General features: G+C 64.2%; 23 protein-coding genes. 14 read left to right on the top strand and 9 right to left on the bottom strand.

Features of this window, described 5'->3' with window-relative positions:
• Positions 1 to 5 precede the first annotated feature (5 nt).
• Both lipA and JQ603_RS03720 read left to right on the top strand, forming a co-directional pair.
• On the top strand, positions 6 to 962 hold the full coding sequence (gene lipA, locus JQ603_RS03725) for a lipoyl synthase (RefSeq protein WP_212336600.1): 957 nt from the start codon (positions 6 to 8) through the stop codon (positions 960 to 962).
• 6 nt (positions 963 to 968) lie between these two features.
• Complete coding sequence (locus tag JQ603_RS03720) at positions 969 to 1,451, top strand: type II toxin-antitoxin system RatA family toxin (protein ID WP_212336598.1); 483 nt, start codon at positions 969 to 971, stop codon at positions 1,449 to 1,451.
• Here the strand turns inward: JQ603_RS03720 and JQ603_RS03715 are convergent, their stop codons facing one another.
• The 6 genes from JQ603_RS03715 to JQ603_RS03690 are packed head-to-tail and all read right to left on the bottom strand — an operon-like array spanning position 1,452 to position 6,590.
• Positions 1,452 to 2,267 carry a c-type cytochrome gene (locus JQ603_RS03715; RefSeq protein ID WP_212336596.1) on the bottom strand — a complete coding sequence of 272 codons (816 nt, stop codon included), beginning with the start codon at positions 2,265 to 2,267 and terminating at the stop codon, positions 1,452 to 1,454.
• Entirely contained in the window at positions 2,267 to 3,889 is a 1,623-nt protein-coding gene (locus JQ603_RS03710) for a b(o/a)3-type cytochrome-c oxidase subunit 1 (RefSeq protein ID WP_212336594.1), read from the bottom strand. The genes JQ603_RS03715 and JQ603_RS03710 overlap by 1 nt, the downstream gene beginning before the upstream one ends.
• Positions 3,876 to 4,451, bottom strand: a complete 576-nt coding sequence (locus tag JQ603_RS03705; protein ID WP_212336592.1) for a cytochrome C oxidase subunit II — start codon at positions 4,449 to 4,451, stop codon at positions 3,876 to 3,878. Before JQ603_RS03705 ends, JQ603_RS03710 begins: the two co-directional genes overlap by 14 nt.
• Positions 4,448 to 4,624 carry a hypothetical protein gene (locus tag JQ603_RS03700; RefSeq protein ID WP_198964245.1) on the bottom strand — a complete coding sequence of 59 codons (177 nt, stop codon included), beginning with the start codon at positions 4,622 to 4,624 and terminating at the stop codon, positions 4,448 to 4,450. Before JQ603_RS03700 ends, JQ603_RS03705 begins: the two co-directional genes overlap by 4 nt.
• 8 nt (positions 4,625 to 4,632) lie before the next feature.
• Positions 4,633 to 5,871 carry a cytochrome c gene (locus JQ603_RS03695; protein ID WP_433996618.1) on the bottom strand — a complete coding sequence of 413 codons (1,239 nt, stop codon included), beginning with the start codon at positions 5,869 to 5,871 and terminating at the stop codon, positions 4,633 to 4,635.
• Positions 5,872 to 5,882: 11 nt separating this feature from the next.
• Positions 5,883 to 6,590 carry a c-type cytochrome gene (locus JQ603_RS03690; RefSeq protein WP_212336588.1) on the bottom strand — a complete coding sequence of 236 codons (708 nt, stop codon included), beginning with the start codon at positions 6,588 to 6,590 and terminating at the stop codon, positions 5,883 to 5,885.
• 987 nt (positions 6,591 to 7,577) lie between these two features.
• On the opposite strand from JQ603_RS03690, the gene JQ603_RS03685 reads away from it, so the two are divergent.
• Entirely contained in the window at positions 7,578 to 7,757 is a 180-nt protein-coding gene (locus JQ603_RS03685; RefSeq protein WP_080138622.1) for a hypothetical protein, read from the top strand.
• Positions 7,758 to 7,921: 164 nt separating this feature from the next.
• Positions 7,922 to 8,701, top strand: coding sequence for a mechanosensitive ion channel family protein (locus JQ603_RS03680; protein ID WP_212336586.1), 780 nt, complete (start codon positions 7,922 to 7,924; stop codon positions 8,699 to 8,701).
• 6 nt (positions 8,702 to 8,707) lie between these two features.
• Here the strand turns inward: JQ603_RS03680 and JQ603_RS03675 are convergent, their stop codons facing one another.
• The gene (locus JQ603_RS03675; RefSeq protein ID WP_212336584.1) at positions 8,708 to 9,316 is read right to left on the bottom strand and encodes a CinA family protein; all 609 of its coding nucleotides are present in this window, start codon (positions 9,314 to 9,316) and stop codon (positions 8,708 to 8,710) included.
• Between the two features lie 4 nt (positions 9,317 to 9,320).
• On the bottom strand, positions 9,321 to 10,502 hold the full coding sequence (locus JQ603_RS03670; RefSeq protein WP_212336582.1) for a bifunctional 2-C-methyl-D-erythritol 4-phosphate cytidylyltransferase/2-C-methyl-D-erythritol 2,4-cyclodiphosphate synthase: 1,182 nt from the start codon (positions 10,500 to 10,502) through the stop codon (positions 9,321 to 9,323).
• A gap of 277 nt (positions 10,503 to 10,779) precedes the next feature.
• Between JQ603_RS03670 and dusB the strand changes: the two genes are divergently transcribed.
• From dusB to JQ603_RS03635, 7 genes are all read left to right on the top strand, one after another.
• Positions 10,780 to 11,781 carry a tRNA dihydrouridine synthase DusB gene (gene dusB, locus JQ603_RS03665; protein ID WP_212336580.1) on the top strand — a complete coding sequence of 334 codons (1,002 nt, stop codon included), beginning with the start codon at positions 10,780 to 10,782 and terminating at the stop codon, positions 11,779 to 11,781.
• Entirely contained in the window at positions 11,778 to 12,953 is a 1,176-nt protein-coding gene (locus tag JQ603_RS03660; protein WP_212336578.1) for a two-component system sensor histidine kinase NtrB, read from the top strand. Before dusB ends, JQ603_RS03660 begins: the two co-directional genes overlap by 4 nt.
• Before the next feature lie 9 nt (positions 12,954 to 12,962).
• Positions 12,963 to 14,405: a nitrogen regulation protein NR(I) gene (ntrC, locus tag JQ603_RS03655; RefSeq protein WP_212336576.1), complete on the top strand. Its 1,443-nt coding sequence runs from the start codon at positions 12,963 to 12,965 to the stop codon at positions 14,403 to 14,405.
• A 180-nt stretch (positions 14,406 to 14,585) separates the two neighbouring features.
• A complete protein-coding gene (locus JQ603_RS03650) occupies positions 14,586 to 16,295 on the top strand; it encodes a S1 family peptidase (RefSeq protein WP_212336574.1) in 1,710 nt (569 codons plus the stop codon).
• A 122-nt stretch (positions 16,296 to 16,417) separates the two neighbouring features.
• Positions 16,418 to 17,191, top strand: a complete 774-nt coding sequence (locus JQ603_RS03645; protein WP_212336572.1) for a hypothetical protein — start codon at positions 16,418 to 16,420, stop codon at positions 17,189 to 17,191.
• Between the two features lie 34 nt (positions 17,192 to 17,225).
• Positions 17,226 to 17,513, top strand: a complete 288-nt coding sequence (locus tag JQ603_RS03640; protein WP_212336570.1) for a hypothetical protein — start codon at positions 17,226 to 17,228, stop codon at positions 17,511 to 17,513.
• Between the two features lie 20 nt (positions 17,514 to 17,533).
• On the top strand, positions 17,534 to 18,334 hold the full coding sequence (locus JQ603_RS03635; protein WP_212336568.1) for a YiiX/YebB-like N1pC/P60 family cysteine hydrolase: 801 nt from the start codon (positions 17,534 to 17,536) through the stop codon (positions 18,332 to 18,334).
• Positions 18,335 to 18,519: 185 nt separating this feature from the next.
• Here JQ603_RS03635 and JQ603_RS03630 read toward each other — a convergent pair whose 3' ends face one another.
• Positions 18,520 to 18,666, bottom strand: a complete 147-nt coding sequence (locus tag JQ603_RS03630) for a hypothetical protein (protein WP_212336566.1) — start codon at positions 18,664 to 18,666, stop codon at positions 18,520 to 18,522.
• Positions 18,667 to 19,020: 354 nt separating this feature from the next.
• Here JQ603_RS03630 and JQ603_RS03625 point away from each other — a divergent pair, with 354 nt between their 5' ends.
• The 3 genes from JQ603_RS03625 (at position 19,021) to JQ603_RS03615 (ending at position 21,308) form a co-directional block, all read left to right on the top strand.
• Positions 19,021 to 20,085 carry an AI-2E family transporter gene (locus JQ603_RS03625; protein ID WP_212338167.1) on the top strand — a complete coding sequence of 355 codons (1,065 nt, stop codon included), beginning with the start codon at positions 19,021 to 19,023 and terminating at the stop codon, positions 20,083 to 20,085.
• An 88-nt stretch (positions 20,086 to 20,173) separates the two neighbouring features.
• Positions 20,174 to 20,626 (top strand): potassium channel family protein, encoded by a 453-nt coding sequence (locus JQ603_RS03620; protein ID WP_212336564.1) that lies wholly within the window; start codon positions 20,174 to 20,176, stop codon positions 20,624 to 20,626.
• Positions 20,619 to 21,308: a MarC family protein gene (locus JQ603_RS03615; RefSeq protein ID WP_212336563.1), complete on the top strand. Its 690-nt coding sequence runs from the start codon at positions 20,619 to 20,621 to the stop codon at positions 21,306 to 21,308. The genes JQ603_RS03620 and JQ603_RS03615 overlap by 8 nt, the downstream gene beginning before the upstream one ends.
• The last annotated feature ends 10 nt before the right edge of the window (positions 21,309 to 21,318 follow it).

The raw sequence follows: 21,318 nt of genomic DNA, 5'->3' as shown, positions 1-21,318 counted from the left end.
ACCCAATGGTCGTTATTGTCGATACCATCTCGAACCCGCTGCGCCCGCGCCACCCTGAAAAGGTGAATCGTCCTGATTCCGCTTCGCCGCCGAAGCCGGACTGGATTCGCGTGCGCGCGCCCAATACCCGCGGCTATGCCGACACCCGCAACATCGTGCGCGCCAACGGCCTGCACACGGTGTGCGAGGAGGCGGGCTGCCCGAACATCGGCGAGTGCTGGGACAAGAAGCACGCGACCTTCATGATCATGGGTGACACCTGCACCCGGGCCTGCGCCTTCTGCAACGTCAAGACCGGCCTGCCCAACGCGCTGGATGCGGCCGAGCCGCAGAACGTCGCCGAGGCCGTGGCCAAGCTGGGCCTCGCTCACGTCGTCATTACCTCGGTCGACCGCGACGACCTCGCCGATGGCGGCGCCGAGCATTTTGCCCAGACCATCCGCGCCATCCGCGCCGCATGCCCCTCGACCACGATCGAGATCCTGACGCCGGACTTCCTCCGCAAGGAAGGCGCGCTGGAGGTCGTCGTCGCGGCGAGGCCCGACGTGTTCAACCACAATCTCGAGACGGTGCCATCGCGCTATCTCACGGTGCGGCCCGGCGCGCGCTATTTCCACTCGATCCGGCTGTTGCAGCGGGTCAAGGAACTCGACCCTACCATCTTCACCAAGTCCGGCATCATGGTCGGCCTCGGCGAGGAGCGCCACGAGGTCCAGCAGGTGATGGACGATCTGCGCTCGGCGGACGTCGACTTCCTGACCATCGGGCAATATCTGCAGCCCACCCGCAAGCATCACGCGGTGATGCGCTACGTGCCGCCGGACGAATTCTCGTCCTATGAAAAGATCGCCTACACCAAGGGATTCCTGATGGTGTCGGCGAGTCCGCTCACCCGCTCGTCGCATCATGCCGGCGAGGATTTCGCAAGACTGAAGGCTGCGCGGGCAGCTCACGCCCGCTGACGTACCATGCATCGAGTTTCGAGCAAGCACCGCGTCAACCACAGCGCGTCCGAGATGTTTGATCTGGTCGCCGATGTCGAGCGCTACCCGGAATTCGTGCCGCTGTGCAGCGCGCTCAAGGTCCGACAGCGCATGGCGAAGCCCGACGGCACCGAGGTGCTGATCGCGGACATGACGGTATCGTTCAAGCTGGTCAAGGAATCCTTCACCAGCCGCGTGACGCTCGACCGCGCCAATCTGAAGATCCTGGTCGAATATCTGCAAGGTCCGTTCAGGAATCTGGAGAACCGTTGGACGTTCGAGCCCAAAGGCCAGCAAGACGGCAAAGACGTCTGCGACGTCGGCTTCTTCCTCGCCTATGAATTCAAGAGCCGCATGCTGGCGATGCTGATGGGCTCGATGTTCGACGCCGCCTTCGCGCGGTTCTCGACCGCGTTCGAGAAGCGTGCGGACGCGATCTACGGACGGCCGAAGCTGGCGCCGACCTGATCAATCCACCGCCTTCACGACATCAGGCGGCTGCGAGGCATAATACGCTGCGGCCTGCTCGATCTCCTGCGGCGTCATCGCGCGCGCGACGTTGCGCATCTGCTGGCTGATGTCGTTGCGGCGGTCGCCTGAGGCGAAGGCCTGCAGCTGCGCCTTCATATAGGCTTCCGACTGGCCTTCGAGCCATGGGCTGCCGGTCTTGTTGTCGAGGCTGCCGTGACAGGAGCCGCAGGGCGCGATCCCGCGCATCGGCGCGCCATAGATGACGATGTTCGGCTTCGGCAGTTGCGGCGTCGGGTGATAGGCGGGCAGCCGCGGCAGGTAGGCGTAGTAGAGCGAGAGATCGGCGATCTCCTGATCGGTCAGATTGACGGCAAACGGCGACATCACGGCATTGGTGCGGGCGCCGGAGCGGAAATCGTGCAGCTCCTTGTAGATCACCGCCGCGTATTGCCCGGCGAGGTTCGGCGAGTCCGCGCGGCTGATTCCGGTCGGGCCGTGGCAAATGGCGCAGCGCTGCGCCAGCGTGGCGCCGCGACCGATCGCCTCCTGGCTCGGGCGTGACAGCGTGTTCGACGTGAGCACGACCGCGGACAGCCGCTTTGCCTGTTCAGGCGCCGCAACGGTCGCCGCGCGCTGCGGCACGCCGGCGGCGCTGCAGATCGCATCCCAGACATTGGCGAACTGGACCCAGGGCTGGGCGAAAGGCAGTATGATGAAGCCCACAATCGCCGTCACGATCAGGATCGCGGCGGTGATGCCGACGCCCCGTGTGAAATGCGGATTGCTGAAGGTGAAGAGGTCGCGCGCGCTCATCACTGCGCTCCCACATAGACGGCCGGCACCGACGTGCCCTCGGTCAGCGCCAGCGTCAGGATCGGGTAGCCGTAATTGGTGAGGGTGAGCGCGATCATCAGCGCCACCCAGAGGGCGTGGGTGTTGAGCGCAATCGGCACGGTCGCGGGCTGATGCACGGCCAGCGCAAAGCGATAGGGTCCGGCGTCTGCCTGAGGCGCGCGCATGCCGCGGGCGAGGATGACCAGGAACAGGATGCCCGAGGTCAGCAGGATGAAGCCGCCGATCGCGGAGAGCGTGACCGATAGCGCCTGCGGCGCAATCGCGGGATCGCCGAAGTCGAAATAGGCCATGCGCCGCGGCATGCCGAGGATACCGACCCAGTGCCATGGGAACGTGGTGACGATCATGCCGACGAACCACAGCCAGAGCTGGGTGCGGATCAGCCGGAGGTCGATCAGCTCGCGCCCCGTCAGATGCGGCCATAGATCATAGGCGATCGCGAAATACATGATCACGATGGCGCCGCCGAAGATCAGGTGGAAGTGTCCGGTGATCCACTGCGTGTTGTGGATCGACGCATCGAGCTGGTAGCTCATGTTGATGAGGCCGCCGGCGCCGCCGAAGCCGAGCATGACGAAGGAGAAGGCCAGCGCCAGCATCATCGGATTGTCCCAGGGCAGGGCCCTGATCCAGCCGAACAGGCCGCGGCCGCCGCGCAGGCGTGCCGCGATCTCGACCGAGGCGCAGATCGTGAACACGGTCAGCAGCGTCGGCAGCGCGACCAGTGCGGTGAAGGCCGAATGGATGAACTTGAATCCGGCGCCGACCTGCGGATCGGCGAAGGTGTGGTGCATGCCGATCGGCATCGCCACCACCAGGAACAGGATGAAGGAGATCCGCGCCATGGAGTCGGAATAGACCCGGCCGCCGATCGCGCGCGGCACGATGGTGTAATAGGCGATGTAAGTCGGCATCAGCCAGAAATAGACGATGGCGTGCAGCGTCCAGGAGAAGAAGACGCGCGCCAGGCCGGCATCGATGGTGGCCTTCAGGCCCGCCGCCACGGGAATGATCTGGAGCAGCAGCTCGAGCGCGGCGCCGACGGCGGTCCACGCCCACAGATAGGAGCCCGCGACATTGGCGTACATGGCGAGCGGCACGGGCGCGCCGGGATGGGCCTTGCGCCAGACGCGCAGATTGACCGACATCAGCGCGACCCAGATCCAGGAGCCGACCACGACCAGCACGACGCCGAGATAGTAGAAGACGTTGCCGATCAGCGGCGGATAGAAGGTGTAGAGCACCGAGGCGCGCCCCAGCGCGACCGGGATCACCGCCATGATGCTGCCGGCGACGATCAGCCAGAACCCGGCCCAGGCCCAGCGCACGCCGACGAGGCGCTGCTCCAGCGCGGACTCGCTGATGGCATAGCCAAAACCCATCGCGACCAAGGTCGGGAAGACGTAACCCATGACCGTGCCGTGCGCGGTCAGCGAGCGGTAGTAGAGCTCGGGGTTGGACAGCCAGGTGCCGATCGGACTGCGGATGAACATCTGCCAGGCACCGAGCGCCAGCGCGACGCCGAACACCGCAAAGGCGAGCCAGAAATGGGCGAGGATGAGCTTCCTATTGACCAACACAGCTCAGCCTCCCGCCGCCCTTCGCACGATCAGCGAATTCGGTCTTGTCGATCACCTTGACCTTGCCCCACATGCCCTCGTGGCCGAAGGAGCAGAACTCCTGGCAGGGCATCAGATAGTCGCCAGTCCTCGCAAAGCGCATCAGCTGCTCGGAGATGTAACCCGGCACCAGCATGGTGTTGATATTGGTGCCCTGGATCAGGATGCCGTGCACGACATCGGCGCTGGTGGCGCGCAGCGTGATCGGCGTGTCCACGGGCACCACGATGCAGGCCGGCGTGAAGGAATATTGCTGGCCGATCGCACGCACCGTCACATTGCCGTTGGCCTCCAGCACGCTGCCGAGATTGCTCTCGACGAACTCGCCTGACAGATGAATCCGCGAGGGATCGGTGGTCTCGACGCGCGGCTGCGGCATGGTCGCGCGATGAATGCCGGCGAACGCCGCAAGCAGCGCCATCGCCACGATGATGATCACGGCAATGGTCGCCCAGCGCCGCTCGACGCGGGCGGCGACCTCGGCGCTGGCGCTGCCGTTTCCATGGGTGTCTTCGGCGCTCATTGCAGCGGCCCGCGCGGCAGGAAGACGAACAGGTAGAAGGCAAGCCACATCGCGACGACGCAGGCTGTCGCAATGCCGGCGAGCAGAAGCGCGCCCGAGGGGCCTTGCGCCACGACCTCCTCGACGGCCTGATCGGCGGCGGCTGGGCTGGTCGGCGGATCGGAGTTGATCATGACGTTTCTCAGTTCAGCGGTGCGGAGCGCAGCTCGTTGGCCTCGCGCGCCGAGACCGGCGTGCCGCGATTGCCCCAGGCGGTGCGGATGTAGGAGACAACGGCGGCGACCTCGTTGTCGGACAGGAGGCCCGCGAAAGGCGGCATGCCGTAGGGCATCGGGTTGCCCTTGGTGCCCGGTGGATAACCGCCATTGAGCACCATGCGGATCGGGTTGACGGCCGACTCCATCTCGATGGACTGGTTGTTGGCGAGCGGCGGCCAGTGCGGCGGCTTGCCTTCACCCTGCGTGCCGTGGCAGCTCGCGCAGCTCTTGTCGTAGACGGTCTTGCCGAGGCTGATCAGCAGGCTGCTCTCGGTGGTCGGCAGCGCCGAGCTTGGCGGCGGCGCAGGGGAGGGCTCCGCGATGCTTTTGAGGTACACCGCCATCGCGCGGGTATCCTCGTCGCTGAGATATTGCAGGCTGTTGTGCACGACCTCGGCCATCGGGCCGTAGACCACGCCCCGCGCCGAGACGCCGGTCTGGAGCAGGTCGGTAATGTCCTTGATGCTCCAGTCGCCGAGCCCCGCCTCGCGGTTGGAGGTGAGGGACGGCGCGTACCAGTTCTGCATCGGGATCAGGCCGCCCTTGAAGGCGTCCGATTGCGAGGTGCCGCCGAGCGCGTTGATCGGCGAATGGCACATGCTGCAATGGCCGAGGCCTTCGACGAGATAGGCGCCGCGATTCCATTCTGCCGATTTGGTCGGGTCGGGCTTGAACTCGCCTTCGCGGAAATACAGCGTGCGCCAGCCGAGGATGAGCTGGCGGTTGTCATAGGGGAAGCGCAGGTCGTGCGGCCTGTTCTTCTGGTTCACCGGCGGGATCGAGCGCAAATAGGCGAAGATCGCGTCGCTGTCGGCGCGCGTGACCTTGGTGTAGGAGGCGAATGGCATCGCCGGATAGATCAACCCGCCATCGGGGAAACGGCCGCTGTGCATGGTCTTGTAGAAATCGTCGGCGCTCCATTTTCCGATTCCGGTCTCCGGATCGGGCGTGATGTTGGAGGTGTAGAGCGTGCCGAACGGCGTCGGCATGGCGCGGCCGCCGGCGAACAGGCGTCCCTCAGGCGCGGTGTGGCAGGCGGTGCAGTCGCCGGCGCGCGCGAGATATTCGCCGCGCGCGATGATGTCGCTGCTCTTGTCCTGCGCTTGCGCGAGCGTGGTGAGCGCGGCGAGGGCGAGAAGCGTGATCCATGGTCTCGAACCCATCATCCGCCTCGTCAGTTGGGCTGGCTGCCGCAGCCGAACGGCAGCGCGTAGGTGCCTTTCGGCACGGGAGCCGGGTTGGTGGGGGCGGGACGCGTCGCGAGCCAGGCTGCAACGGCCGTGACATCCGCCTCGGTGAGGTGACCGGCGACGAGCTGCATGCAGTCGGGCGATTTCGCCGTGCGCGTGCCGTAGCGCCAGGCGCCGAGCTGGGCGCTGACGTAAGCGGCGCGCAGGCCAAGCAGGCCGGGGATGCCGGGCTGCATGCCCGTGAGGCCCGGACCATGGCAACTCACGCAGGCCGGAATGTTGCGGCCGGCATCGCCGCTGGTGGCGAGCAACTCGCCCTGCGCCAAAACTTCCTTGCTGACCTCGCTCGGAGCCGGCTGCGGCAGCGGCGGATGCTCACCGGCAAAATATTCGGCCATCGCCTCCAGGTATGGGTCAGGCAGAAACTCCAGCAGATAATTCATCGGCGGGTATTTGCGCCGGCCGCTGCGGAAGGCGAGGAGCTGGTTGTAGAGATAGCCGGCGGGCTTGCCGGCGAGGCGCGGAAAATAGACGTCGCTCGTGCCTTCGCCCTTGTTGCCGTGACAAGGCGTGCACGCCTCCACCCGCGCCGCCATCGTATCGGGCGGCTGGTTGGCCGTTTGTGCGGCCGCACCATCAAACGCGGCCAAAGTGACGATGACGGCGGCCGAGGCCGCGGTGCGAGCGAACACTTTCGTCGCCCTCCACAAGGCTGGTCCGGTTGATTCCGGATCACAAGGTAGAGCGGCATTATTGCGCCAATATTTTCCTGCGCAAGATCAGGCACGTGTGATGACGTTTGGTCGCGCCTGCACATTTATGATCCCGATCGTTTTCGACAAGAATTGCGTGCTTTTTGAAAAGCAGACATGACGCTGCAATCTCGCGACGTGTTTCGTCCGAGCTTTGCTTCGTCGTATCGCGCTCTCTTGTCAGAGGGCGCAGGGAAGGCCGGGTGCCGGCTGGGCACCCACGGTCCACTGTGCGGAGATTGCGCTAGAGGAAGCTGCACAGCGGCATACAGGTGAAGCCCGAACACACGGCCTTCCCTGCGCGATGGTTTGACGGCTTATGCCGAGCTCTCCCCGGGGAGCGATGCACTATTGCCCCCGTCGCCTTGCAGATGGCTGATGCGCGTGCCCGGTCGGGCCGATGCATCACTGCAAGACTTGGCGCTCAGACCCCGGGCGCCAGGACGACACGGTTTTGCCGTACGCCAGATCACACCGGTCGTATGCGCGATGGCGCTCGCTCACGGTTGCCCGCCCTGCGATGCCTGTCGCGCCGACGTGACTAGCGTCCACCGCCGCTCACCCCGCATGTCGTGACGATCGCGATACGCCCCTCTGACCGGGATGAGGTGGCGAAACGAATACGCGAAAGCCGAATTTCGGTAAAGTGGAATATTTTTGCGGGCGCGGATTGACCGCCCGCTGGGTGTTTTGCCCGCCGGCAACACAAGGATTGGTAGGGATGGGCGGGCACCCGGCGTGCCCTGCGCACAACCAACAATTCAGACTCGTGCGACCGAAGGTGACAAGTGCAGTTTGTGCCAAAACGCAAAACCGTGACGGAACACCCCTTGCCGCGCAAGGTACACCTGCAAGGGCTGTATTTCATGGGGAATTCAACTAAAGTCTGAGTCGGGCGCTGGGGCTTGTTGGAGTGGGACTGGAGACATGGCGCGCTGGAAGCAATCGTGGAGCGAGGACGACCTGAACCGGCTCAGGAAGCTCGCAGGCACCAAGCCGATCACGACGATCGCGAAAGAGCTCGGACGGACCACGGGAACGGTGCTCGCGAAGGCGATCGAGCAAAAGCTTCCCGTCATCTGTCGGATCGAGCGAACGGCGCAATGACAGGCCGCCGGGGCTGAACGGGGTATTCCCGCCGGGCCAAGCGCCCGGGTTTCACGCTGCTCCCACCTATGCAGTCCAGCGGCAGGCGCTTGAGGATTGGCAAGCCCCGGAAGGGATCATTTTCCGCGACAGCGAGTTCTCAACCGATCGTCGTTGGAGCCGCCATGACCGTCAATTTCGACACGCTGAAAGCGTCGCTCGTCCTGTACGGGCTGAATGCGATCTACGCGATCCTGCTCCTCGCCATCGGCTGGTATCTGTCCGGCGCGATGCAGCGTTTCGTCACGCGCTTGCTGAGCGTTACGCACCGCGTCGATCCGCTGGTGACGTTGTTCGTCGGCAGCCTTGCGCGCTATGGCGTGCTCGCGGTGGTCGGCATCGCCGTGCTGCAGCTGTTCGGCATCCAGACCGCGAGCCTCGTCGCCGTGCTGGGGGCGACGTCACTCGCGATCGGCCTCGCGCTCCAGGGCACGCTGTCCAATCTCGCCGCCGGCGTGATGCTGCTGCTGTTCCGGCCGTTTCACATCGGCGACGACGTCGAAGTCGCCGGCAAGGCGGGCAAGGTGAGGTCGCTGTCGCTGTTCATGACCGAACTGGTCGCGCCCGACAACACGCAGATCCTGCTGCCGAACGGACAGGTGTGGGGTGCAGCGATCGTCAACCACAGCGCCTATCCCGGCACGGGCGAGGTCAAGGTGGCGTTTCCGGTCCCGGCCGGCGCGGCCAACACGCTGGCCGATCGCATCCTGAGGGAATTGCGTGGCGACTCCCGCATCGACGATCAGGCGCAACCTGCCGTCTCCGTCACCAAGGTCCTCGATGTCGCCAATCCTGCGGCGCCGATCCTCGAATTGACGGTCAGCGCGAAAGCAAAACCGTCGGAAGCCGATGCGGTCAAGCAGTGCGTGCTCGATCATGCGAGCGCGTTGCTTGCGGCGGCGTGAGGGGCTTCAGCCCCTGGGCGAGCGCGGCGGGCGGCGCTTCACCGCATGCCGGCGCGGCGAGCGGGTCACGCGCGGGCGCAGGCGGCTTGTGGCGGTGCGCTGCGGCTTGGCGGCGACTTGCGGGCCGCGGGCGAGGTCCATCAGCATGCGCAGCGCCTCGACCACCGAGCGGGCGCGCACGGCGCTGCGGCCGATGGCGCCAAAACGGTGCTCGCGGTGGATGATGCGGCCGTCGCGCGCGGCGGCGGCAAAGTGCACGAGACCGACCGGCTTGCCGGGCGTGGCGCCGCCGGGGCCGGCGATGCCGGTGATGGCGACGGCGAGATCGACATCGGCACGCTCCAGCGCGCCGATCGCCATCGCGGTTGCGGTTTCCTTGCTGACGGCGCCGAAATTCGTCAGCGTACCCGCTTCGACGCCAAGCATCGCGCGCTTGGCCTCATTGGAATAGGTGACGAAGCCGCGGTCGATGACGTCGGAGGAACCGGGGATGTCGGTCAGCGCGCCGGCAACCAGGCCGCCGGTGCAGGACTCCGCGGTCGCGATCGTCAGCTTGCGCATCCGGCACAAATCCAGCAGCGAGCGGGAGAGGGCGCGTGCGTCGCTGCCGCCCATGGCCTTATACGCTCCAGGGAAGACGGATAGTGGCGCTCGCGGTGGCCGCGATGCCTTCCTCGCGGCCGGTAAAGCCGAGCCGCTCGCTGGTGGTCGCCTTCACCGCGACGCGCGAGATGTCGACGCCGGAGATCTCGGCGATGCGCGCGCGCATGGTGTCGCGCAAGGGGCCGATCTTCGGCCGCTCGCAGATCAGCGTCACCTCGAGATTGGCGACGCGGCCGCCGCGCTGGGCGACCCGCTCGATGGCGTATTTCAGGAACTGGTCGGAGGAGGCGCCCTTCCACTTGGCGTCGCTCGGCGGGAAGTGCGAGCCGATGTCGCCGTCGGCGAGCGCGCCGAGGATGGCGTCGACCAGCGCATGCAGGCCGACATCGCCGTCGGAATGCGCCAGGAAACCCTTGCTGTGCGGCACGCGCACGCCGCAGATCATGACATGGTCGCCTTCGCCGAAGGCGTGCACGTCGTAGCCGGTGCCGGTCCTGATGTCGCCGAGCTGGGCAGCCAGGCGCGCTTCCTCGCGCACGAAATCCTCGGGGGTGGTGAGCTTCATATTGGCAACATCGCCTTCAAAGGTTGCAACCGTCAATCCCGCCCATTCGGCAATCGCGGCATCGTCGGTGAAATCGGAGCGCCCGTCCTTCGCGGCGCGACGATGCGCCTCGAGGATGACGTCGAAACGAAAGGATTGCGGCGTCTGCGCGATCCGCAGGCGCGACCGGTCCGGCGTGTCCTCGACATTGCCGCTCGCGCCGGTGACCTTGATGGTGTCGGTGACGGCAACGGTCGGGATCGCAGCGCCGGTGCGGCTCGCCGCCTCGATCGCGCGCGAGATCACGCCTTCCGAGACGAAGGGCCGCGCGGCGTCGTGGATCAGGACGATGTCCGGCTTGTGCTTGGCCAGCGCTTCGAGGCCAGCAAGCACCGAAGCCTGACGGGTGGCGCCGCCATTGGTCGGCGCCTCGTGCTTCAATCCTGCGACCGCTGCCGTGAACATGGCGCTGTCGTCGGGGTTCACCACCGGCTGCACCGCAAATACATCGGCGTGGCGGCTGAAGGCTTCCATGGCGCGATAGATCACAGGCACGCCGCCGATCTCGCGATATTGCTTCGGCGCGCCGGCGCCGGCGCGCAGGCCGCGTCCGGCCGCCACGAGGACGACAGCGGTACGTTGTGATTTCGCCATAGGACTCAAATACTCAGTTGCTAATGAAAGAGCAGGGGGTGATGTGCCGGCATGCCTCTAGCACGGCAGGCCCGCAAAAAAAGGGGGTTTCCCCGGATTGTGGGAAACAGCATTTTGCTGCACTGCACTTGAAAGATCTGCAGAACTGTCTAAACTGTAGGCATGACGCTTGACTGCACAAGAATTGTGCGCAAGATAGGTCATGGCCAGCGCGATGAGGCGCTGCTGAGTTGACGAGACCCCTGTGACAGGCCCGGCAGTATCCGGCTCTAAGCCGTTGAAAATAGGCGATATTGAAGTCGCCACCCCGGTCTTCCTGGCGCCGATGTCGGGGGTGACTGACTCGCCCGTTCGGCGGTTGGTGGCCGAGCTCGGGGCCGGCTTGGTCGTGTCCGAGATGACTGCGAGCGATGAGCTTGCCAACGGCCACCGGATGTCGCGGTTGCGCTGCGAAGCGACGGGAATCGGCCCGCACGTGGTCCAGCTTGCCGGCTGCGAGACGCACTGGATGGCCGAAGGCGCCCGCATCGCGGAAGCCGAGGGCGCCGACATCATCGATATCAACATGGGCTGTCCGGCCCGCCATGTCACCGGTGGCCAGTCCGGCTCGGCCCTGATGCGCGATCTCGACCACGCCGTCAGCCTGATCGATGCGACGATCGCCGCGGTAAAGGTTCCGGTGACGCTGAAGATGCGGCTCGGCTGGGACGACCACAGCCGCAACGCGCCGGAACTGGCGCGGCGCGCCGAAGCCGCCGGCATCAAGCTCGTCACCGTTCATGGCCGTACCCGCTGCCAGTTCTACAAAGGCGAGGCCGATTGGGATGCGATCCGCGCCGTGCGCGAGGCGATCTCTCTCCCGCTCATCGTCAATGGCGACATCACCTCGTACGAGAAGGCGCTTGCCGCGCTCGAGGCCTCCGGCGCCGATGCCGTGATGATCGGCCGCGGCGCGCAGGGCCAGCCCTGGCTGCCGGGCCAGATCGGCCGGCGCCTGAAGGGCGGGGCAGTGGAAGCCACGCCGTCGCTTCAGACGCAGCTGCATTATGTCCGCACCCTCTATGAGGGCGTCTGCGCGCTCTATGGTCTGCGCGTCGGTCTCAGGCATGCGCGCAAGCATCTCGGCTGGGCGCTCGACGTCGCGGCCGATGTGAGCCGCGCGCCGGCCGAGAAGCTGAAATCCTGGCGCCAGAAGATCCTCACCTCCGAGGATCCGCGCCTCGTTCACGGTTCACTGCAAGATGCCTTCGACGACTTCGCATGGAGCGCTGCTGCATGAGCTCAGCCGCTGAACATCGTCGGCCGCTTCCGTCCGACAGCGACGCGATCCTGGATGCGCTTCCCAATCCCGTGCTGATGATCGGGCCGGACGGCAAGATCGTCGGCGCCAACATCGCAACCGAAGCCTTTTTCGAGATCTCAACGCAGTTCCTGAAGCGGCAGTCGTTGAAAGAGCTGGTGCCTTTCGGCAGCCCCTTGCTGGCGCTGATCGACCAGGTGCGCTCCTCGAACTCGCCGGTCAATGAATACAAGGTCGATCTCGGCACGCCGCGCATGGGCGGCGACCGCCAGGTCGACCTGCACGTGGCGCCGCTCACCGAGCGGCCCGGCTACATCGTGGTGATGCTCCAGGAGCGCACCATCGCCGACAAGATGGATCGGCAGCTCACCCATCGCAGCGCGGCGCGCTCGGTGATAGCGCTAGCAGCAATGCTCGCGCATGAGATCAAGAATCCGCTTTCGGGCATTCGCGGCGCGGCGCAGCTGCTGGAGCAGCAGGCCTCGTCCGAGGACCGCATGCTGACGCGGCTGATCTGCGACGAGGCCGACCGCATCGTGACGCTGGTCGACCGCATGGAGGTGTTCGGCGACGAACGCCCCGTGGTACGCGGCCCCGTCAACATCCATTCGGTGCTCGACCACGTGAAGCGGCTGGCGCAGTCGGGCTTTGCCCGCAACATCCGCTTCATCGAGGATTACGATCCCTCGCTGCCGCCGGTGCTGGCGAACCAGGATCAGCTGATCCAGGTGTTCCTCAATCTCGTGAAGAATGCCGCCGAAGCCTTGATCGACGTGCCCGACGCCGAGATCCAGCTCACCACCGCGTTCCGCCCCGGCGTGCGCCTGTCAGTCCCCGGTCAAAAATCCCGGGTATCCCTGCCGCTCGAATTCTGCGTGAGGGACAATGGACCTGGCGTGCCCGATGATCTTCTGCCCAACCTGTTCGATCCCTTCGTGACCACCAAGCAGACTGGCTCTGGTCTCGGTTTGGCGCTGGTCGCAAAAATCGTCGGCGATCACGGGGGCATCATCGAATGCGAATCTCAGCCGCGCAAAACCACCTTCCGCGTGCTGATGCCGATGTATTCCACATCGGTGAAACATGCCGATCAAAGCAGTCGCGACGGCTCTGCCGGGAAGTCGTCGTCTGCGTCACAGGGGGCAAAATGAGGATTAACGATGCCCGCAGGTAGCATTCTCGTCGCTGATGACGACACCGCCATCCGCACGGTTCTCAATCAGGCACTTTCCCGCGCCGGCTATGAAGTCAGGCTCACCGGCAACGCCGCAACGCTGTGGCGCTGGGTCAGCCAGGGGGAGGGCGATCTCGTCATCACCGACGTGGTGATGCCGGACGAAAACGCCTTCGACCTGTTGCCGCGGATCAAGAAGATGCGGCCGAATTTGCCCGTCATCGTCATGAGCGCGCAAAACACCTTCATGACGGCGATCCGCGCCTCCGAGCGCGGCGCGTATGAATATCTGCCAAAACCCTTCGACCTGAAGGAGCTGATCGCCATCGTCGGCCGCGCGCTGGCCGAGCCGAAGGAGCGGGTCTCGACGCCGGACGAGGACGCCGAGATGGAGGCGATCCCGCTGGTCGGCCGCTCGCCGGCGATGCAGGAAATCTACCGCGTGCTGGCGCGCCTGATGCAGACCGACCTCACCGTGATGATCACGGGCGAGTCCGGCACCGGCAAGGAGCTGGTGGCGCGCGCGCTGCACGATTACGGCAAGCGCCGCAACGGCCCGTTCGTCGCCGTCAACATGGCGGCGATCCCGCGCGACCTGATCGAGTCCGAGCTGTTCGGCCATGAACGCGGCGCCTTCACCGGCGCCAACACCCGCGCCTCCGGCCGGTTCGAGCAGGCCGAGGGCGGCACGCTGTTCCTCGACGAGATCGGCGACATGCCGATGGAGGCGCAGACCCGATTGCTGCGCGTCCTGCAGCAGGGCGAATACACCACCGTCGGCGGCCGCACCCCGATCAAGACCGACGTGCGCATCGTCGCGGCCTCGAACAAGGATCTCCGCGTCCTGATCCAGCAGGGCCTGTTCCGCGAGGACCTGTTCTTCCGCCTCAACGTCGTGCCGCTGCGCCTGCCCCCCTTGCGCGAGCGCATCGAGGATCTGCCCGATCTCGTGCGGCACTTCTTCTCGCTGGCCGAGAAGGACGGTCTGCCGCCGAAGAAGCTCGACGCCCTGGCGCTGGAGCGGCTCAAGCAGCACCGCTGGCCCGGCAACGTGCGCGAGCTCGAGAACCTCGCCCGGCGCCTTGCCGCGCTCTATCCGCAGGACGTGATCACGTCCTCCGTCATCGACGGCGAACTGGCGCCGCCCTCGGTCAGTCCGGGCGCCGCGGTCCAGCAGGGTGTCGACAATCTCGGCGGCGCGGTCGAGGCCTATCTGTCCTCGCACTTCCAGGGTTTTCCGAACGGCATGCCGCCGCCGGGCCTCTACCACCGCATCCTCAAGGAGATCGAGGTTCCGCTGCTCACGGCAGCGCTCGCCGCCACCCGCGGCAACCAGATCCGCGCCGCCGATCTGCTCGGCCTCAACCGCAACACGCTGCGGAAGAAGATCCGGGATCTCGATATCCAGGTGTATCGGAGCGGGGGGTAGTTTTGGTCCTTCGCACCAATCATCCGCATCGGTGCGAACTGAGACCAACTGAGCGACGAACACAGAGAGCGCGAGCATGTCGAGCTCTCTGACAGTTTTTTCGCGACTGCCACCTTGTTTGCCGTTTCCTAAAATGCCATCATAGGTTGATACAGGCCGCCGGAATTGGGGATGCCGGTGATGGGGATGTTGGTCGGCGCACGCGCGCGCGCTGCAGCAATTTCTGCTGCGTGTTTGACTGTTTTTTGCCTAAACTTCAGCTCGGCGGACGAGCTGAAAGCGCCTGATCCATTCAAGGCTGCGTCGATCAGGCTCAAAGATCTCTCGTCCTTCGTCGACAATCATCTGCAGACTGTCGAGAGCGTGAATAAAGCGGCCAGCACCAAGCTTGCCGGCAGCAAAAGCCAAACACTGGACGTGAGCGCCTTTAGCCAGATCGCTGGCAAGGGAACGGGAGCGAACATTCGGGCTGTCGAGAATACGCTTCGCTTCCAACAACTGGATTCGGCACCGAACATTCGCAAGCTCGATTTCCTGCAGGATCATCAAACGCAGCTCCGCGATTTCTCGAGCAAGCTTCATCAGGCGCAGACGGACCTCCAGACTTTGGCTCCTGCCGAAGCCAAGCAACGTTTCGACGCCATCATTGTCCCGACCGATATGCAGGAGATTCTCCAGCTCGGCACGGATGGTCGCACGCTTCCTTTGCCGCCCCACCTCCAGGGGCTGGGTGGACTGAGGCCAAGCACGCTTACGCCGTATGTCGTCGGCCCCGGCTCCGCTGCTACGGTCGACTATCCCTCTGTCGTCGAGATAGCTTATGCTTGGGAGGGATTTGGCTCTTCAGCTTTGTGCACCGGCACGCTGATCTCGTCGACCTCCGTCCTCACGGCAGCGCACTGCTTTTGCGAGCAGGTCAACTCGAAGACTGCGAAGGACTGTCTTTCCGCGACCTACAAGCGAGGCCAGGAGGACGTGAAGATCGACGACAAGCGGTTCGTCTCGGTCTTCTTCCATGATCGCGGCGTGGTTGCCGTCGACCAGATCGTTATCCATCCAAATTATGCATTTCCCAAAAAGGACCTGGCGATCTTGAAGTTGGCAAAGGAGATCACCGATGTGATGCCCGCGCCACTCAACACGGTACGCTCGATCAAGCCCGGGGAGTTTGCGACGATTGTCGGCTTCGGTGTGCATAGCCCCTTGAAGGCCAACGGGTCCCCGCAGCCGGGGCCACCCGTCGACGGTTCCGAAGGTATAAAGTTGTGGGCGACCATTCAGGCTTCCGCGTGCAAGGACGCCGGCTTCGATGAGGATTTTTGCTGGAGCTTCAAGCTCCGCAACGAAAACAAGATCCTTGGCAGTACATGTCACGGAGATTCCGGCGGCCCCGCCTTCGCCACCATAGACGGTGCTGTGAGGCTCGTAGGTGTCACGTCGGGCGGTCCGGACGACTGCCGGGCCGGGAAAGGCGGCCCAACCTACGACGTCGAAGTATTCAAGAACATCTCCTGGATCACATCAGTCGCCGGTCCTAACGCGAATCCGGCCTTCGCAGCCAATCCAAACGCGTTCGTCAAGAACCCGGGCGTGCGAGCCTACGGTGCTCCGTATCATCTTTTCATCAACACGCCGGATCATCTGAACGGCTCCTTCTCGATCGTCAACGCGAGTGGCTTCCTCACCGTGAGCGTCAACACGACGCCAACGTTCGCCACGCTGACCCTCGAATTGACGGCACCAGGCGCGAGCAGTCCGGCCTGCACCTCGTCGGTTGCGGACGCGTTTGCGACATGCACCGTGCCATCGCCGGCGATAGGCAGCTGGAACGTTCGCGTCACCGGCGCGAGCCCTCAAGAATCACAGGTTGTCGCAGCCATCAGTCGTTAGCGTTCGGATTGCAGATAGTCCTGTTACTTTGTTTGTGTGGGGTGGTTGGTATGCGAATAGCCAGTTGCGCAATTGTCGTCGCGAGTGGTGCATGGATAGGCGGCTGCAGCATCATCCCGCCCATGCCGGACGACACCAGTCTGCCCGTTCGGGAGATCCTCCAGCACACGGCCTGCGAATTGCGCTATGCCTTCGTCAGGCTCAGCGCGCCCAAGTATAGCTCGTTCAAGGCCAACAAGTGGCTTGTCGCAATCAAGTTGTCGCCGAAGATGGACGCCGAGATCAACGGAGGCGTGGGCTCGACAGGCAGGAGCACGACACTCTCCGCGGCCAAATATTTCAATAATTGGGCGTTCGGATCGGTCGGCTCTCCCGGCGGCGCCGTCGATGCCAAAGGGACCCGTGACGTCTCCATCACATTCAAGACGAGTTCGAAGGAGCTGATTTCGAATCCCAAGAATCAGCTGATCTGCCCGGTCGACAGCCCGCGCGCTCACGTTCTGACAGAGCATCTTGGAATTGGTGAATGGCTCATTCGCCTTGTCGAGGCGAAGGATACGGCCATGGGGGCGCTCGCCAAGCTGGATTCGCCCACCTACAGCTCGCAGATATTCGTCAAATTCAATGGCAACGGAAGTTTCACCTATAGCTTCCCGTTTGGCACCGCATTCGGTGCATTGTCGGGATCGTACGATATGGACGAGATCCTGCTCATAACCTTAAGCCCCGATACCAGCAGCAGCACTCTTGTTGTCCAGACCCTGCCGGTCGGCGGCAACTTCAAGGATGGTCCGGACCGCGTCACCGTCACCAGCCGCGTCAATGCGCAAGAGAAGCTGGATACCACGACCAACCAGCAGAGCATCATCAACGCTATTCGTAACCTTCCTCGCTAGTGCAGGGTGTACAATGTCGGGATTTATTCTCTTTATGATGTTCTTCGTCTCGCCACCCGCGGCGCCAGGAAAGCAGGTCTGGAGCCTCCACAATACCGATCACCTCGAATTTGGGTCGATGGAGGCTTGCAAGAAGTATGGGCTTCTCATGCAGGCCAGGTTTCAGAAGGTCGACACGATCAAGATCCGGGGGTGGTGCGTCAGCCAAGCATCCGGCAACAGCACATACGATGTTAGGAATCCGCATCTTCCGGTGGCGAAGGGGGACATCTATGAGATCCCGACCGACCTGAACGACCAAGGTTCCAAGGAAGGCTACTAGGCTGGCTTGAGGAGCGATCGATGCAGGACCGTCGCGACTGTCTTCGACTTGTCGGCACAGCATTCACTCTGGCGCTCCTAGCGCGATCCGGGCCGACACATGCGGCCACGGGTCAGCCTCCGATGCCGGACCCAAAACAGTTTCAGAGTGGTGACTTCCTCTGGCCGAAAAAGCCGGGCGTCTTTGTGCCCTATGACGCCGGGCCGCCGCGCCCGGTGGATGCCGACAAAGCCAAATGGTATGAGGAGCGCGATCGCTTTATCGCCAATGTTGCGACAAAGGCGCCTTACTTCACCCCGGCTCAAATCGAACGCATGCGTAAGCTCACTTACGAGGAATTTCGCGCGCAATACACGGGAACCCGCAAGCCGGGAAACGCGACGTACTCGGTCGGCAGCCCGTTCTATGTGGGCCATGTTGCGATCATCGACGTTGACCAAGCAGGCGCTCCCTGGATCATCGAGGCGCTCTGGGGCAAAGGCGTCGTTCGCCGACCTTACTCGGACTGGGCGACCGAGCGGGCCGGCGAGGTGGTATGGCTCGGCCGCCTTGCCAAGCTCTCAGCTGCTGATCGCGTCCGAATTCCGGACCAAGCGAGAAAGTACGTTGGAAGGCCGTACGATTTTTGGAATTTCGACCTGAACGACGATGCCGGATTCTACTGTTCGAAGCTCGCTTGGATGGCGACATTTCGCTCGCTCAATATCGCGGTCGACGACGACCCCAATCCAAAGCGCGTCTTCTGGTTCTCGCCCAAGCAATTCCTCTATGTCGCTCGCATGGCTCGTTTGATCGATCCCGGTCCCTATGGGCGTAGGTAACAATCGTTCAATTTGCCCGTGCGGACGCCGACGGTGGCTCAGCTCCCCCTACCACAGCGGAGCTGAGCCTGTCCGGATCGCGCTGGCCGTTGTGGCTGGCGCGGTGAGCAGAAGTCGGAATCGGGCCGAAATGTTCCGTCGGAACCATCGAAATCGGTCATTCGGCCGCAAGACGCGGCGTCGCACTATCTGAACAGGCGCGGCGGCACCGGCACCACGTTGGCCAGTTGCGTCGGCGGCGGCTGCAGGCCGACGCCGTTGACCAGGAGGTCGGCAGCCACGATCAGCAGCAGCACGGCCGAAACCATCGTCGCAAGGAAGAACCTATCCATCCCGGTCAATCCGGAGGCAGGGGAATCCGTTCCCGCCAGCAAGTGCCGATCAGCTTCCCCCTGTGGATTGCGCCATCCGGGCAGCGCCGAAATTACTATAGCCATTACAACGGGTTGCCGAATGCGGGCTTGCCGGGATTCGATCGTCCGCGCGCATGTCCTGACCGGCATTCTTCGCGTGCATGCCGCGTGAGATCGGCGAGGAGCGACCGGTCGTCGCGGTCGCTTGATCTGGATCAAGAATGCCGGGCGGCGGAGGCCGCTACGTCCATCGGGTATCCGCACTCCCGGAAGGACAGCGTCGTCTTGACCCCACTTCGCAAGCTTCTCTCCGCGGAGCAGATCGTCCAGCTCATGATCCGCCTCGGATTGCTGGCGCTCCTGATCGCATGGACGTTTCTGATCATCCGCCCCTTCGTGCCGATCCTGACCTGGAGCGCGGTGCTAGCGGTCGCGTTCTATCCCGCCTTCAGCTGGCTCGCCAAACGCCTCGGCGGTCGTCCCCGGACGGCGGCGATCATCCTCACGCTGATGATGCTTGGCATCGTTATCGGTCCGGCGGCATGGCTCGGGCTGAGCGCGGCCGAAGGCATCAAGGATCTCGCGAGCCAGATCGGCAGCGGCGATGTCGTGCTCCAGGCGGCACCGGAATGGCTCAAGGACTGGCCCCTGATCGGCCAGCAGCTGTTCGATTTCTGGACGCTGGCCTATACCAACATTCGTGCCGTTCTGCGCGAGGTGGCGCCATATCTGAAACCGCTGGCCGGGGTGATGCTGTCGTTCGCCGGCAGCGCCGGTGTCGGCACGTTGCAGTTCCTGCTGTCGGTGCTTGTCGCCGGCTTCCTGTTCCCGTACGGACCGCAGCTCGTTGGCGCGGTCCGCGGTTTCCTGTTCCGCATCGTGCCGGAGCAGAGCGAGCATTTTCTCGAGCTGGCGGGCGCTACGATCCGGGCGGTGTCGCAAGGCGTGATCGGCGTTGCGATCATCCAGGCGCTGCTCGCCGGCATCGGCCTCAAGCTTGCGGGCATTCCGAGCGCCGGCTTGCTCGCCATCCTCGTTCTGCTGCTGTCGATCGTGCAGATCGGTGCTGCGATCGTCCTCGTGCCCGTGGTGATCTGGATCTGGATGGACAAGGAGGTGACCACGGCGGTGCCTCTGACGATCTTCCTCGTCGTCGTCGGACTGCTCGACAATATCCTCAAGCCATTGGTCATGGGCCGCGGCCTGAGCACGCCGACGCTCGTCATCCTGATCGGGGTCATCGGCGGCACATTGGCGCACGGCATCATCGGCCTCTTCATCGGCCCGATCATCCTGGCGGTCGCCTGGGAACTCGCGGCGGCCTGGATCCAGATCGACCGTTCCGCAGCGCTGCAGGCGCAGGATCAGGCCGAAATTTCCACTGCCGTCCAACGATGACTTCACGCTCGCAGGCGACCTCCGGCGCTGCTGTTGAGCGGCTTCCGTCGCACCGAGATTGGCCCGAAAGGCAAGAAGGTCGGTCCTGATGCTGCTCCAGGTCCTTGTCGGCGCGCTGGTCAGCGCGATCAATATCGGGATGCACGCGCTGGCAACGGTCATTGCCGTATCGATCGCGCGAGCGGCCGGCTTGAGGCAGACCGATAGTCCGCGGCTGCATTTGATGGGCGTGATGGTCGCAACGGCCGCAGCGTTGAGCGTCGCGCACACCGTGGAGGTCCTGGTCTGGGTCTGCACGTATTGGCTCGTCCAGGCGGCGCAGCCGGGGAGCGACCTGCTGTATTTCGCCTTCGTGAACTACACCACGCTCGGCTATGGCGACATCACGCCGGTGCCCCAATGGCGCCTGATCGGGCCGTTGACGGCCATGAACGGCATCCTGCTGTTCGGCTGGTCGGCGGCCATCCTGTTCGAGGTCCTGCGCAAGACGATCGAGCATCTCGAGGCGATCAAACGGCTCCCGAGTCAAGACAATGCTTGAATTGACCGCGTCAAGATGGGTTGCCGATTTCCTGTTCGGCTTCGGCGCGCTGTTTGCGATCATCAACCCGTACGGACTCGCCTTCATCTTCCTGGACAGGACAATCAGCCTGTCCGAGGCCGAGCGTGCCCGTGTCGCGCTGCGCGTCGCAGCCTATGCGTTCGCGGTCCTGCTGGTGTCGCTGTTCCTCGGAAGCCAGATCCTGAATATCTTCGGGGTCACGATTCCCGCGCTGCGAATCGCCGGCGGGCTCGTGGTGGCGGCGGCGGGCTGGTCCATGCTGCATGCGACGCCGACCTCCGCCAGCGCGCACGCGGCCGCGTCGGCCGATGTTGCGACAATCCAGCGCATGGCCTTCTTTCCGCTGACCATCCCGCTCACGACGGGGCCGGGGACGATCGCGACCGCCATCGCGATCGGCATCAGCCGATCGGACAGTCTGGATGGCATGTTCGCATCGTCGATCGTGTCGCTGGTCGTCGCGCTGGCCGTGACCGTCACGATTTACCACGCCTACCGGAAATCCAGCGCCATGGCGCGCCTGTTCGGGCAGGAGGGAACGAGCGTCGTCACGAAGCTGTCGGCGTTCCTGCTGCTCTGCATCGGCGTGCAGATCATCATCACGGGCACTTCGGAGGTCGCGCGGTCCATCCTGGAGGCGGCCTCGCACGCGGTTCGATAGGACCTGGCGC

This window comes from Bradyrhizobium liaoningense (assembly GCF_018130825.1).
GTDB lineage: Bacteria > Pseudomonadota > Alphaproteobacteria > Rhizobiales > Xanthobacteraceae > Bradyrhizobium > Bradyrhizobium liaoningense_B.
This window is presented reverse-complemented; position numbering and strand designations above follow the sequence as displayed.

What these genes read in the sequence shown, in the direction of transcription:
- JQ603_RS03680 (WP_212336586.1), top strand. Translation starts at nt 7,922, where the DNA reads ATGACCGTCAATTTCGACACGCTGAAAGCGTCGCTCGTCCTGTACGGG.
- JQ603_RS03650 (WP_212336574.1), top strand. Translation starts at nt 14,586, where the DNA reads ATGGGGATGTTGGTCGGCGCACGCGCGCGCGCTGCAGCAATTTCTGCT.
- JQ603_RS03720 (WP_212336598.1), top strand. Translation starts at nt 969, where the DNA reads ATGCATCGAGTTTCGAGCAAGCACCGCGTCAACCACAGCGCGTCCGAG.
- JQ603_RS03670 (WP_212336582.1), bottom strand. Translation starts at nt 10,502, where the DNA reads ATGGCGAAATCACAACGTACCGCTGTCGTCCTCGTGGCGGCCGGACGC.
- JQ603_RS03615 (WP_212336563.1), top strand. Translation starts at nt 20,619, where the DNA reads ATGCTTGAATTGACCGCGTCAAGATGGGTTGCCGATTTCCTGTTCGGC.
- JQ603_RS03675 (WP_212336584.1), bottom strand. Translation starts at nt 9,316, where the DNA reads ATGGGCGGCAGCGACGCACGCGCCCTCTCCCGCTCGCTGCTGGATTTG.
- JQ603_RS03620 (WP_212336564.1), top strand. Translation starts at nt 20,174, where the DNA reads ATGCTGCTCCAGGTCCTTGTCGGCGCGCTGGTCAGCGCGATCAATATC.
- JQ603_RS03685 (WP_080138622.1), top strand. Translation starts at nt 7,578, where the DNA reads ATGGCGCGCTGGAAGCAATCGTGGAGCGAGGACGACCTGAACCGGCTC.
- JQ603_RS03640 (WP_212336570.1), top strand. Translation starts at nt 17,226, where the DNA reads ATGATGTTCTTCGTCTCGCCACCCGCGGCGCCAGGAAAGCAGGTCTGG.
- ntrC (WP_212336576.1), top strand. Translation starts at nt 12,963, where the DNA reads ATGCCCGCAGGTAGCATTCTCGTCGCTGATGACGACACCGCCATCCGC.
- JQ603_RS03625 (WP_212338167.1), top strand. Translation starts at nt 19,021, where the DNA reads ATGATCCGCCTCGGATTGCTGGCGCTCCTGATCGCATGGACGTTTCTG.
- lipA (WP_212336600.1), top strand. Translation starts at nt 6, where the DNA reads ATGGTCGTTATTGTCGATACCATCTCGAACCCGCTGCGCCCGCGCCAC.
- JQ603_RS03715 (WP_212336596.1), bottom strand. Translation starts at nt 2,267, where the DNA reads ATGAGCGCGCGCGACCTCTTCACCTTCAGCAATCCGCATTTCACACGG.
- JQ603_RS03645 (WP_212336572.1), top strand. Translation starts at nt 16,418, where the DNA reads ATGCCGGACGACACCAGTCTGCCCGTTCGGGAGATCCTCCAGCACACG.
- JQ603_RS03700 (WP_198964245.1), bottom strand. Translation starts at nt 4,624, where the DNA reads ATGATCAACTCCGATCCGCCGACCAGCCCAGCCGCCGCCGATCAGGCC.
- JQ603_RS03635 (WP_212336568.1), top strand. Translation starts at nt 17,534, where the DNA reads ATGCAGGACCGTCGCGACTGTCTTCGACTTGTCGGCACAGCATTCACT.
- JQ603_RS03630 (WP_212336566.1), bottom strand. Translation starts at nt 18,666, where the DNA reads ATGGATAGGTTCTTCCTTGCGACGATGGTTTCGGCCGTGCTGCTGCTG.
- JQ603_RS03705 (WP_212336592.1), bottom strand. Translation starts at nt 4,451, where the DNA reads ATGAGCGCCGAAGACACCCATGGAAACGGCAGCGCCAGCGCCGAGGTC.
- JQ603_RS03660 (WP_212336578.1), top strand. Translation starts at nt 11,778, where the DNA reads ATGAGCTCAGCCGCTGAACATCGTCGGCCGCTTCCGTCCGACAGCGAC.
- JQ603_RS03695 (WP_433996618.1), bottom strand. Translation starts at nt 5,871, where the DNA reads ATGGGTTCGAGACCATGGATCACGCTTCTCGCCCTCGCCGCGCTCACC.